Here is a 12,137-nt window from a genome sequence, read left to right as displayed (position 1 = left end):
TCGTTGCGCGGTGCTCCAGGGCATGTCCACCTGGGCGCTATCGATCCGCGGCCGGACTACGGCGTCTCCAAGGGTAACAGCGCTCGAGGTGGCCCCCTAATCGACCCGGCGCCCGTGGCGTAACCGTTTCGTGACCGACCCCGCGTGGGTCCCATGGGCCGGCCGGGTACGAACCCAGTGCTCGGGGACAACATCTGAAGGAGTCACGCGACACCATGATCATTCTTGGACTCATCCTGCTGCTCATCGGCATCCTGGTGAAGATCAGCATCCTCACCACGATCGGCATCATCCTGATCGTCGTCGGTGCCGTCCTGTTCCTGCTCGGTGCGACGGGTCGCGCCATCGGTGGCCGAAAGCACTGGTACTGATCGGGCCGCACGAGCCGCGCACACGAGGACGCCCCCGCGAGATTCGCGGGGGCGTCTCTTCTGTTCCGGCATTCGCCGCGGCGTATGCCGTATGCCGTATGCCGTGCCGTATGCCCGGGCGGAAGAGGGGTGCCGGCCCCGCGTCAGCCCACGCGAAGCCGTTGGGCCGCCAGCCCGAGGGCGCGCCGCTCGGAGTCGGTCGACCAGGCGGCGCCGTCGACCATCAGCCACAGCACGTCGGCGCCCCCGGAGACGAGCACCCCGCGCCCCTTGTCGTTGCCAGAGCCGAAGATGCTCATCTGGGTCGCGACGAGTCCCCTGACCCCGCCGAGCGTGCCGGGTCGGCCACCGCCGCAGCGTCGGACGAGGTCGGCGAGCAGCTCGCCGGTCGCGCCCCGCGCCGGATCACCGGGGTCGAACCTCAGCAGGACGTACTCGAGCGCGACGTTGCCCTTCGAGAGGTCGGATTCGGTCGCGAGCCGCGCGGCGGCAATGCCGGAGACCACCGAGCGGGCTCCGGTCCACGAGTAGATCTCACGCTCCTGGGCGAACACCCAGGGGAAGGTGACGCCGTCGCAGGTGGTCGGTGGCGTGGCGGTCGGGTGACAGCCGGGGGCGTCGTGCCTCGTGATGCGCGAGGCTGCCGCGCGCACCTCCGCCGCGCCCGGCCAGATCTCCGCCGGCTGCACCGGCGGGCCTGTCGACAGATCCTTCTCGACGAAGCAGGTCACCTGCTCGGGAACCGCCGTCATCCCCGTGACGAGGGATGCGCCGCCCGTCGGGTCGCTCGGGCCGGGCTGCGGCACAGGGGTTTGCGTCGTGCACCCCCCCAAGCGCCACGGCCAGCAGGATAGACGCGAGGGCACCCCCGCACAGCGGGAGCGCCCTCGTTAGCCGACCGGACGGCATACGCCCTCGTCGCCTTCACCGTGACTCAGAAGTTGATCATGTGGCCCGCGATGCCGTGGACGGCCTCCTTGACGGCCTCGCCGAGGGTCGGGTGCGCGAACACGGTGCGCGAGACCTCGTCGGCGGTGAGGTCCCACGTCTGCGCGAGGTTGAGCACCGGGAGCAGCTCGGTGACGTCGGGGCCGATGAGGGCGGCGCCGAGGATCTCGTTGTGCTCGGCGTCGGCGATGACCTTGACGAAGCCGACGGACTCGCCGAGGCCCATGGCCTTGCCGTTGGCGGAGAACGGGAACGTCGCCGTCTTGACGTCGTGGCCCGCCTCCTTCGCCTGCGCCTCGGACAGCCCCATCGACCCGATCTGCGGCTGGCAGAAGGTGGCCCGCGGGATGAAGCGGAAGTCGACCGCCATCGTCTCGACGCCGGCGATCGTCTCGGCGGCGACGATGCCCATGGCCTCGGCCACGTGGGCGAGCATGAGCTTGGCCGTGACGTCACCGATCGCGTAGACGTTGGGGACGTTGGTGCGGCCGTACTCGTCGATGGCGATGGCGCCGCGCTCGGTGAGCTCGACGCCCGTCGCCTCGAGGCCGAAGCCCTCGGTGCGCGGCGCGAAGCCGATGGCCGACAGCAGGCGGTCGGCCTCGAGGACCTGCTGGTCGCCGCCGGCCGCCGGGCTGACCGTGACCTTGACGCCGGACCCGGTGTCCACGACGGACTCGACCTTGGTGCCGAGCATGACCTTCACGCCGAGCTTCTTGTAGTGCTTGAGCAGCTCCTTGGACACGTCGGCGTCCTCGGTGGGGACCATGCGGTCGAGGAACTCGACGATCGTGACGTCGACGCCGAAGTTCTTCATGACGTAGGCGAACTCGACGCCGATGGCGCCTGAGCCGGCGATGATGATCGAGCCGGGCAGCTCGGGGTCGAGGATCTGCTCCTCGTAGGTGACGACGTTCTTGCTCACCTGCACACCCGGGATCATCCGGGTCACGGAGCCGGTCGCGAGGATGAGGTTGTCGAAGGTGATCGAGCGCTGCTCGCCGGAGTTGAGGGCGACGTCCATCGAGGTGGCAGACGTCAGGGTGCCCCAGCCGTCGATCTCCTCGATCTTGTTCTTCTTCATCAGGAAGTGGACGCCCCGGACGATGCCCTCCGAGACCTTGCGGCTGCGGGCGTGCGTCGGGCCGAAGCTCATCGTGGCGTCGCCCTCGATGCCGTACTTCTGCTTGTCGTGGGTCAGGGTGTGCGCGAGCTCGGCGTTCTTGAGCAGGGCCTTGCTCGGGATGCACCCGACGTTGAGGCAGACGCCGCCCCAGTACTGCTTCTCCACGACGGCGACCTTCTTGCCGAGCTGGGACGCGCGGATCGCCGCGACGTAGCCACCGGGACCGGCACCGAGCACAACGACATCGAAATCAGCCATGGCGCACAGCCTATCCATGCGCGTGGCGGCTTCGAGACGGCGTCCACCGGGTACGTCACGATCAGCAGCCATCTGCGGAAATGGCTGTGTCGCAGGCCACATGGGACGCGCTGGCGAGAGTAAGTTTCCGCGACGCACGGCCGAACTCATCCGGCCCCACCATCGGAGGTCACTCGCGTGAGCACCACTCCGCATCGCCACCCGGCGCCACCGGCGAACAAGGGCCTTCTGGCCCTCGCCGGCGTGCTCCTCGCCATACCCATCGTCGCCCTCATGCTGGTCGGCACCTACGCCAAGGACGAGCCGCGCCTTGCGGGCTTCCCATTCTTCATCTGGTACCAGTTCCTCTGGGTCATCCTCTGCTCCGCACTGACCTACACGGCCTACCGCATCGTGCTCAAGGCCCGCCCGCACGTCCCGATGGCCCCTGAGGGCGACGCGTACGAGGACTCCTACGGCTCGTTGCGTGACGAGCCCCGAGAGGACGGCACCCGATGACCGCCATCGCCCCTGCGGCCACCAACACCGGCGTCAACGGCGTCGCGCTCACCGTCCTGATCTTCTTCTTCGTGGTCGTGGCCGCGGCCGGCTTCTGGGCCGCCCGGTGGCGGCGCCCCCAGAGCATGGAGAGCCTCGAGGAGTGGGGCCTCGGCGGCCGTTCCTTCGGCACCTGGATCACCTGGTTCCTGCTCGGTGGTGACCTCTACACCGCCTACACGTTCGTCGCGGTGCCTGCGGCGATGTGGGCGTTCGGCGCCGTCAACGGCTTCTTCGCCGTGCCCTACACGATCGTGCTCTACCCGATCATCTTCGTGTTCATGTCACGCCTGTGGTCGGTCTCGCACCGTCATGGCTACGTGACGCCAGCCGACTTCGTGCACGGCCGCTCGGGCTCGCGCGGGCTCTCCCTCGCCGTGGCGGTCACGGGCTTCCTCGCCACGATGCCCTACATCGCCCTGCAGCTCGTCGGCATCCAGGCCGTGCTCGAGGTCGCGGGTGTCGGTGGCGGCGGCAACTGGGTGGCCAACGACCTCCCGCTCTTCATCGCCTTCCTCGTGCTCGCGCTCTACACCTACACCTCGGGTCTGCGCGCACCGGCGATCATCGCCTTCGTCAAGGACATCCTCATCTACATCGTCATCATCGTCGCGGTGATCTACCTGCCGTCGAAGGTCGGTGGCTGGGACCACATCTTCGATTCCGCCAAGGACAAGATGACGACGACGAAGAACCCGGCCACGGGCAACCCGAACGTCTTCGTGCCCGGTGAGAAGGCGTACTGGGCCTACGCCACGCTCGCGCTCGGCTCCGCGCTGGCGCTGTTCATGTACCCCCACTCGGTCACGGCCAGCCTCTCGGCCAAGAACCGCAACACGATCCGCAAGAACGCCTCGATCCTGCCCGCGTACTCCTTCCTGCTGGGACTGCTCGCCCTGCTCGGCTGGGTCGCGATCGCCGCGGGCACCAAGCCAGTGGGTCTCGATGGCAAGGTCAACGGCCAGCTCGTCATCCCGCAGCTGTTCGAGGACATGTTCCCGTCGTGGTTCGCCGGTGTGGCCTTCGCGGCCATCGCCATCGGCGCGCTCGTCCCGGCCGCGATCATGTCGATCGCGGCGGCCAACACGTTCACGCGCAACATCTACAAGGCGTGGATCAAGCCGGACGCGACGCCGAAGCAGGAGGCGAAGGTCAGCAAGCTCACCTCGCTCGTCGTCAAGGCGTTCGCGCTGGTCTTCGTGCTCGCCCTCGACAAGAGCAACGCGATCAACTTCCAGCTGCTCGGTGGCATCTGGATCCTCCAGACGTTCCCGTCGCTCGTGTTCTACCTCTACACGCGCTGGTTCCACCGGTGGGCCTTGCTCGGCGGCTGGGCCGTCGGCATGGTCTACGGCACCCTGGCCGCGTACAACGTGACGAACAAGGCGACCGGGGCACCCTTCGCCGGGTCGGTCGCCTCGATCCCCGTCATCGGCCAGCTCGGCTACATCGCCGTGACAGCGTTCGCGCTCAACGTCATCGTGGCAGCGATCCTCACCCTGGTCCTGCGGGCGATGAAGGCGCCCGAGGGTGTCGACGAGACGATCCCGGCCGACTACTTCGCCGACGCGGGTGACCCGCGCGTCCAGAAGCTCGAGACGGGGCCGCACGAGTACACCCCGTCGAACTGACCGATCACGTATGCCGGAGGGCCGGGTCCGCGAGGACCCGGCCCTCCGTCGCGCCCACCACTCCCCCGGTCCCTTGCGAGGGACGGAGTGCTTTCTTGATCGGAGTGGGGCGAGACGGAGTGTTCTCTCGATCGGAGAGGACGGGTCAGGCGTCTCGGGGGCGCTCGGGCGGGACCGCAGCGACCGCCTGGTCGACGTCGAGGCCGGTGACCTGGAGCAGGTCGACGACCGTCGAACGGATCTGCGCCAGCACGGTCTCGGTCGCGAGGCTCGACGTGCGGGGTAGCGCGGCCGTGCCGCGGGCGACCGACAGCATCGCCGAGCGCCCGATCTCGGGCGAGCTGTTCTCGGACAGGGCCCGGCCGACGACATCGGTGGCCGCGGCCAGCTCGAGGATCAGCTCCACGTAGCCGGGCGGGAGCGACTCACCGCGCCCGACCGCGATCGTCACCCGACGCACGAGCACGCGGGTGCTGCGCATCGCCCGGTCGAGCGGATCGACGAGGTCGACCATGCGGCGCACGCCCTCCGCGTGCTGCCGCTTGAACGGCGAGGAGGTGAGCACCGAGAGCCCTTCGTCGGCTGCCGACCCGAGCTCGCGCAGCAGCGACTCGGTGGCGCGGGCCGAGGCGAGCACCTCTGCTGCCGCCGGCACGTCGCCGTCGCGCGCGCTGGCGGCGGCCCGACGTAGCAGCTCAGCGATCTTGCGCACCGCCTCCGCCGCTGCCACCCGGGGCCGTCGCAGTGGCGCCTGTGGCACGACGGTCGCAGCGACGAGCGCGATGCCGCCGCCGATGAGGGCGTCGGTCCAGCGGTTCAGGGCCTGGCCGGGACTCGCGACGAGGGCCGCGATGACGATGCCCTGGACGGCTGACTGCGTGACGATCACCGGGCTCCCGTGGAGCAGTGTGGCGATGGCCATCGACACGAGCACCACGGCCGAGATCTGCCAGGGGCCGCTGCCGGCGACGTGGACGAAGACATCGGCCGTGAAGACGCCGACGGCGACCCCGATCGCGACCTCGAAGACGCGACGGAGCCGCTGGCCGTAGGACATGCCGAGGCAGATCACGGCGACGATCGGAGCGAAGAACGGTGACGGGTGACCGACCACGTCGGTCGCGAACCACCACGCGACACCCGCGGCGACGGCCGACTGCACGAGCAGGAAGGCTCGGGTGCGGAGCCGCTCGAACCGGGTTCGCATACTGAGCCGGCTGCGGTCCCAGGCCCGGTCGAGCACCTGGATGACCGGGGCGTCGCTCCTCAGGTAGTCGTCCACGCTCGCACCCTCTCGTCAGGTCGTCGTCCGCGACCACAGGCGCACCGTCGCCGGCGCGGCCTACAGCCCCAGGGCAAGGATGGCATCGAAGATCTGGCGCACGGCAGGTGCGGCCACCTTCGAACCCGACCCGCCCTGCCCGACGACGACCACGACGGCATACCTCGGCTTCGTCGTGGGGCCGTAGCCCGCGAACCAGGCGGTGGCCTGCTTGCCGAACACCTCGCCGGTGCCCGTCTTGCCTGCGACCGGGTAGCGGGCCTGCGGGAAGCCCGCGAACGCCGTGCCCGCTGAGCCACCGGGTCGGGTCACGTCGGCGAGCGCCGCGCGAACGTACGCGACCACGTCGGGGCGCAACGGCACGGTGCCGACGCGCTTCGGCGCGATCGGCGTGGTCACGCCGTCCTGCGCGCGGTAGGCGGCCGCGACCTGCGGCTGCCACAGCGTGCCGCCGTTGGCGATAACTGCGTAGACACCAGCCATCTGCAGCAGCGTCACCGCCGTGTCACCCTGTCCGATCGAGAAGTTCACCGCGTCGCCGGCGCGGTACTGGTAGCCGGTGGCGCAGTTCTCGGTGGCGAGCGCCTTGAGGTAGTCGGCACGCACGCGATCCGTGCGCGCGACGTCCGGGTAGCCGGTGGCGGCCCGTCGGCAGGTGGCGTCCTTCGTCGCCAGCCAGTACTCCTCCTTCCACGTGCGGTCGGGAACGCGCCCGGCGGCCTCGCCGGGGACGTCGATGCCGGTGCGCCGACCGAGACCGAAGGCCTTGGCCATGGTCACGAACGGGTCGGCGACGGTGGTGGGAGCGGCGAGGCCGCCCTGGGCCAGCCAGGCGGCATACGCGAGGCGGTAGAAGACCGTGTCGCACGAGACGACGAGGGCCCTGTGCAGGTCGATCGGCCCGTAGCCGCGGGACTCGAAGTTGTTGAAGAGCCGCCCCCCGATCGACACGTTGGGCGAGCAGTCGTAGCGTCCGGTGAGCTTCGCGCCAGCGTTGACCGCGGCCGGCACCGAGACGACCTTGAAGGTCGAGGCTGGCGGGAACGTCTCAGCAGTCAGGCGTGACGTCAACGGGCTGCCGTTTGCCGCGCTCGTCAGTCGCGCGAGCTCGGCGCTGCTGATGCCGCCTGTGAAGGCCGACGGGTCGTACGACGGATAGCTCGCGGCGGCGACGACCGCCCCGTTCGTCACGTCGAGCACGACGGCCGCACCGGTGTCGGCCCGGAGCTTGAGCGAGTGCGCACGGGTCACGGCACGTGCGAGCGCCGCCTCGGTGCGCGCCTGGAGGCGCGAGTCCAGATGGGTCACGACGTCGCGACCGGCGACGGGCGGCGTCACGTCGACGGTGTCGGTGACGAGGCCCCGGGGGTCGACCGCCACGACGGTGCGGCCGTTGGTGCCGCGCAGCACCGAGTCGTACTGCGCCTCGAGCCCCGAGCGACCGACGAGGTCCTCGGCGTCGACACGGCCGCCGCTTCCGGAGACCTCGTCGGCGTTGGCGCGCGCGACCCAGCCGAGCAGGTGCGGGGCGAGTGCCCCTGCTGGCCGGGAGTACTCGCGGGCAGGCGCGGTGGTGACGTCGACGCCGGGAAACTTCTCGGGCTGCTCGACCAGGGTGAGGGCGCGCCGCGCGTCGACCCCGGTTGCCAGCGGGACGGGCACGTAGGGAGAGCCGTTGAAGCAGGCGGGCGCCGCGGGTGCGCCCGCGGTGCCGCACAGCATCGTCTTGCCCCACAGCCGGTCGAAGGGCAGTCCGAGCACGGCGGCGACGCGGGCCACGAGGTCACGGCCACCGTCCCTCGCCTCGACGAGCTGGGCCCGCTCCACCGTGACGACCGTGCTGAAGCTGTTGCCGACGAAGGGGACGCCGCGGCTGTCGAGGATGCGGCCCCGCAGGGCGTGCTCGGCGACCGTGCGCGTGTTGACCGTCGTCGCGGTCCTCGCGAGCTCGGGGCCCTGGACGAGCTGGAGCTGACCGAGCCTGCCGAGAAGCAACCCGAACAGGGTGACAAGCAGCACCAGCACCACGCCCGCCACACCGACCCGCCGCCTCACCGGCGCGCGACGGATGCGCCGGACCCTCAGCCGGACGCGACTGCTCATCCGAGCCTCCGACGCACCAGGGCCCGGTCGACCACGAGCAGACCCGGCAGCAGCAGGGCGCCGAGCAGCATGGTCGAGACGAGGCGGGTGGCGTCGACGGCCGGCTCGACGCCGCCCTCGGCGAGCACGGCTGCGCCGACACGACCCGCCAGCACCACGGCGGCCGCACAGAGCAGCGCCGCAGGCGCCCGCAGCCACGAGCGGGACGACGAGCGCCGGAAGAGGCCCGCGACGAGTCCGGCCAGCATGGTGACCATCGGCATCAGGCCGAGCGGGCTGCCCACCGGAGGCACCAGCTCGACGACCCAGCCGGCGAGCAGCCCGGCGAGCGCCCCGTGCACCGGCCCTCGCAGCACCGCCGTGGCCACGACCCCGACCAGCACGAGATCGGGCAGCCACGCCTGCGGGACGCCGAGTCTCGGGAGCAGGGTCGCTGTGAGCAGTGCCGCCCCGACGACGTATGCCGTGCGCAGCACTCCCAGCAGCGTCGGCCTCACCGGCTCGCCCCTGCCGGTCGCGACGGCGAGGTCCTGGTGGCGGAGGACGCCGTCGCAGACCTCGGCGTCGAGCGAGGGCTCGGCACGAGGACGGCGACGACGTCGATCGCGTCGAGGTCGGTCGCCGGGCGCACCGTGGCACCCCGCGTCAGCTGACCGCGGTCGGGGTCGACTGCGGTCACCGTGCCGACGACGATGCCTGCGGCATATGGCGTCTCGTCGACGCTGCCGAGCGTGCGCACGACGTCGCCGACGACGGCCGTGCCCGGAGCGATGGTCGACAGGCCGAGCGACCCGCGCGGGCGGGACTCGGCCTCGCCGGCCACCGGGGACCTGACGGTGCCCAGCGTTCCGGCGGGCCCGACGCGCACGGCGACGACCGAGCCGGCGCTGCCCAGCACCTGCACGTCGCTGGTCCACGGCGCCACCGCGACGACCCGGCCGACGAGGCCATCGGCGGACACGACGGTCGAATCGGCCCGGACGCCGTCACGGGAGCCCACGTCGAGCGTGACGGTGCGACCACCGAGCGGGCTCACATCGCTCGCCACCACTCGGGCGKGCAGCACGGGGCGGCCCGCCGTCGTGGCGGACCCGAGCAGCTCGTCGAGCCGCCCCAGGTCGGCGGCACGTCGCTGCTGGTCGGCGACCAAGGTGCGCAGGCGCACGTTCTCTGCCTCGACGGCGGCGAGCTCGTCGGGCTGGGCCCCGGCGAGTGCACGTTGCACCGGACCCAGGACGAGGCCGCCGGCCCGACGCACGCCGTCGGCGACGGCCCACCCGGCGAGGTCGGACAGCATGAGGACGACGGTCAGGGACGCCAGGACGACGAGGAGGCGGCGGCGGGCGGTCGACGGCATACGGCTAGAGGCGGTGGTCGCCGACGAGCACGCGCTCGAGGCTCGCGAACTCGTCGACGCAGCGTCCGGCGCCTCGCGCGACCGCACGGAGGGGGTCCTCGGCGACGCGCACCGGCACTCCGAGCTCGTGGCGCATGCGCTCGTCGAGTCCTCGCAGCAGGGCGCCGCCGCCCGTGAGCGTGATGCCGCGGTCGAGGATGTCTCCGGCGAGCTCGGGCGGGCAGACGTCGAGCGTCGCCCGGACGAGCTCGATGATCTGCAGCACCGGCCCCTCGATGGCGCGCCGCACCTCGGCGGAGCCGACCTGAACGGTCTTGGGCAGCCCGGTTACGAGGTCGCGACCTCGCAGGCGGGTCGTCAGCTCCTCGCGGAGCGGGAACACCGACCCGACCGCCACCTTGATGTCCTCGGCGCTGCGCTCGCCGAGCAGGAGGGAGTACTCGCTCTTGACGTGGCTCACCAGGGCCTCGTCGATCTCGTCGCCCGCGATGCGCAGCGAGCTGGACGTGACGATGCCTCCGAGGCTGATGACGGCCACGTCGGTGGTGCCGCCGCCGATGTCGACGACCATGCTCGCCGCCGTCTCGTAGACGGGCAGCCCGGCACCGATGGCCGCGGCCATCGGCTCCTCGATCATGTAGACGTGCCGGGCGCCGCAGCGGGTGGCAGCGTCCTCCAGGGCCCGCCGCTCGACGCCCGTGACCTCGCTCGGGACGCACAGCACCATGCGGGGCCGCACGAGCCGCGAGGTGCGCACCTGGTCGATGAACCAGCGCAGCATCCGCTCGGTCTCGTCGGCGTCGGAGACGACACCGTCGCGGAGCGGCCGCACGGCCCGGATGGTGCCCGGTGCCCGGCCGAGCATCTCCTTGGCCCGGCTGCCCGCGGCGACCAGGCGCCCCGTTGCCACCTCGACGGCGACGACCGACGGCTCCTCGACGACGACGCCGCGACCACGCACGTGGATGAGCGTGTTGGCGGTGCCGAGGTCGACCGCGAGGTCGCGACCGAGGGCGGGCCAGGTGCTCATGGCCGGGATTGTGTCGCGGTCTCCGACGTGGCCCGAGGGCATCGGGCGCGTGTCGCGCGATGCGTGACGCGTGTGGCCTCTGTGACGCGTGTTCCCGTCAGAGCTCGGGGAACCAGATGCCGATCTCGCGGGCGGCCGACTCGGCCGAGTCGGAGCCGTGGACGATGTTCTGCTGGACCGTCGTGCCCCAGTCACGGCCGAGGTCGCCGCGGATCGTGCCGGGTGCGGCCTCGGTCGGGTTGGTGGCGCCGGCAAGGCTGCGGAAGCCCTTGATGGAGTCCTGCCCCTCGATGACGACCGCGGTGACGGGGCCCGAGCTCATGAACTCGACGAGCGGCTCGTAGAACGGCTTGCCCTCGTGCTCGGCGTAGTGGGCCGCGAGCTGCTCGCGCGTCGGGGTGAGGATCGAGAGGCCGACGAGGGTGTAGCCCTTCGCCTCGATGCGGCGGAGCACCTCACCGGTGAGGCCGCGCTGGAAACCGTCGGGCTTGACGAGGACGAGGGAGCGTTCGATGGTCACCCGTGCACCCTATCGGCCGGGCTGCTGGCTCCCCGACGGCTCTTCGCCTGCGGCGGCCTCGCGGCGGACCATCTCGGCGTCGATCTGGGCGCCCTTGACGAGACAGGTGATCCAGAGGGCCAGGAAGAAGATCCCGACGACCAACATCATCGGCACGACGAGCGCGCTGAGCAGGGTGAGACCCTGCACGACCCAGCCGAGCGTGAGCCCCCACGGGCGGCGCATCAGGCCGGCCGCCACGACGCACAGGGCACCGAGCCCGAACCCCACGAGCAGGTACGCCGTGCTGCGCCCCCCGCCGTCGTTGGCGGCGCTGACGCCTCGCGCGACGAGGGCGCCGAGAAGGATGCAGATGGACTGCCCACCCAGCACGGTCGCGAGCATGCGGAAGGTGAACTTGCCGGTCTGGCCGTGGAACGGGATGGAACGCATGCGGTGGGCTGCCTCGTGCTGTCGGGGTGGATCGGGCTGCAACCCCAGGGATCGGGGCCCCGGGTCGTGGTCCTGGGTCAGTAGTCCTGGCTGGTGTCCCAGCTGCGGATGATCGCCTGCGCCTCGGAGCTGCTCGCTCCCGTCGCCTCGGCGTACAGGGTCATGGCGTCCTCGCGGCGACCGGCGCGGATGAGCTCGCTGATCCGGGCGCGACCCTCGTCGGTCAGGCGCCCCTCGGTGTACGACGCCGCGGCGTCGCGCACCCCGGGTCCCTGACCCGGCACGAACCAGCTGTCGACCGCCCGCTTGGCGTCGGCGAGCGGCGCACCCGTCGCCTCGCGGTAGATCTTGATCGCATTGATCTTGTGACCCGCGCTGATCTCACGGCTGACCTTGGCGCGTACGCCGTCGGTGAGCCCGACGAGGGGACGGTCGGGGTCCTTGCGGCCCATGACGCGGCCCCAGAGCACGACGAGCACGACCACGATGGCGAGGATCAGGACGATCTTGGCGGGGTTCACGCAGCCAGCCTAGGTGGGGGC

Annotated in this window: 13 protein-coding genes; 3 read left to right on the top strand and 10 right to left on the bottom strand. The window is 71.1% G+C overall.

Annotated elements, in window-relative coordinates; translation table 11 throughout:
* The first annotated feature begins 215 nt into the window (after positions 1–215).
* Complete coding sequence (locus tag AC1DE0_RS04605; protein WP_478097567.1) at positions 216–371, top strand: DUF6131 family protein; 156 nt, start codon at positions 216–218, stop codon at positions 369–371.
* 143 nt (positions 372–514) lie between these two features.
* On the opposite strand, the gene AC1DE0_RS04600 is transcribed toward AC1DE0_RS04605, so the two are convergent.
* Both AC1DE0_RS04600 and lpdA read right to left on the bottom strand, forming a co-directional pair.
* On the bottom strand, positions 515–1,177 hold the full coding sequence (locus tag AC1DE0_RS04600; RefSeq protein ID WP_478097565.1) for a hypothetical protein: 663 nt from the start codon (positions 1,175–1,177) through the stop codon (positions 515–517).
* A gap of 128 nt (positions 1,178–1,305) precedes the next feature.
* On the bottom strand, positions 1,306–2,703 hold the full coding sequence (gene lpdA, locus AC1DE0_RS04595) for a dihydrolipoyl dehydrogenase (RefSeq protein WP_478097563.1): 1,398 nt from the start codon (positions 2,701–2,703) through the stop codon (positions 1,306–1,308).
* A gap of 177 nt (positions 2,704–2,880) precedes the next feature.
* On the opposite strand from lpdA, the gene AC1DE0_RS04590 reads away from it, so the two are divergent.
* Complete coding sequence (locus AC1DE0_RS04590) at positions 2,881–3,201, top strand: DUF3311 domain-containing protein (RefSeq protein ID WP_478097562.1); 321 nt, start codon at positions 2,881–2,883, stop codon at positions 3,199–3,201.
* Positions 3,198–4,871 (top strand): monocarboxylate uptake permease MctP, encoded by a 1,674-nt coding sequence (mctP, locus tag AC1DE0_RS04585; protein ID WP_478097561.1) that lies wholly within the window; start codon positions 3,198–3,200, stop codon positions 4,869–4,871. Before AC1DE0_RS04590 ends, mctP begins: the two co-directional genes overlap by 4 nt.
* 145 nt (positions 4,872–5,016) lie before the next feature.
* Here the strand turns inward: mctP and AC1DE0_RS04580 are convergent, their stop codons facing one another.
* The 8 genes from AC1DE0_RS04580 to AC1DE0_RS04545 all read right to left on the bottom strand — a co-directional run bounded on the left by AC1DE0_RS04580 (position 5,017) and on the right by AC1DE0_RS04545 (position 12,116).
* Positions 5,017–6,153, bottom strand: coding sequence for an FUSC family protein (locus AC1DE0_RS04580; protein ID WP_478097560.1), 1,137 nt, complete (start codon positions 6,151–6,153; stop codon positions 5,017–5,019).
* Positions 6,154–6,213: 60 nt separating this feature from the next.
* Complete coding sequence (gene mrdA, locus AC1DE0_RS04575; RefSeq protein WP_478097559.1) at positions 6,214–8,256, bottom strand: penicillin-binding protein 2; 2,043 nt, start codon at positions 8,254–8,256, stop codon at positions 6,214–6,216.
* On the bottom strand, positions 8,253–8,753 hold the full coding sequence (locus AC1DE0_RS04570) for a rod shape-determining protein MreD (RefSeq protein WP_478097557.1): 501 nt from the start codon (positions 8,751–8,753) through the stop codon (positions 8,253–8,255). The genes mrdA and AC1DE0_RS04570 overlap by 4 nt, the downstream gene beginning before the upstream one ends.
* On the bottom strand, positions 8,750–9,613 hold the full coding sequence (gene mreC / locus AC1DE0_RS04565; RefSeq protein ID WP_478097555.1) for a rod shape-determining protein MreC: 864 nt from the start codon (positions 9,611–9,613) through the stop codon (positions 8,750–8,752). The genes AC1DE0_RS04570 and mreC overlap by 4 nt, the downstream gene beginning before the upstream one ends.
* Positions 9,614–9,617: 4 nt before the next feature.
* Entirely contained in the window at positions 9,618–10,643 is a 1,026-nt protein-coding gene (mreB, locus tag AC1DE0_RS04560) for a rod shape-determining protein MreB (protein WP_478097553.1), read from the bottom strand.
* Between the two features lie 97 nt (positions 10,644–10,740).
* Entirely contained in the window at positions 10,741–11,163 is a 423-nt protein-coding gene (ndk, locus tag AC1DE0_RS04555; protein ID WP_478097551.1) for a nucleoside-diphosphate kinase, read from the bottom strand.
* A gap of 9 nt (positions 11,164–11,172) precedes the next feature.
* A complete protein-coding gene (locus AC1DE0_RS04550) occupies positions 11,173–11,595 on the bottom strand; it encodes a DUF4233 domain-containing protein (RefSeq protein WP_478097549.1) in 423 nt (140 codons plus the stop codon).
* Between the two features lie 77 nt (positions 11,596–11,672).
* Positions 11,673–12,116, bottom strand: coding sequence for a hypothetical protein (locus AC1DE0_RS04545; protein WP_478097547.1), 444 nt, complete (start codon positions 12,114–12,116; stop codon positions 11,673–11,675).
* Between the last annotated feature and the right edge of the window lie 21 nt (positions 12,117–12,137).

This window comes from Terrabacter sp. 05T424 (genome assembly GCF_056396225.1).
Note: the sequence above shows the minus strand (reverse complement) of the source record. Positions and strands in the feature narration are given on the sequence as shown.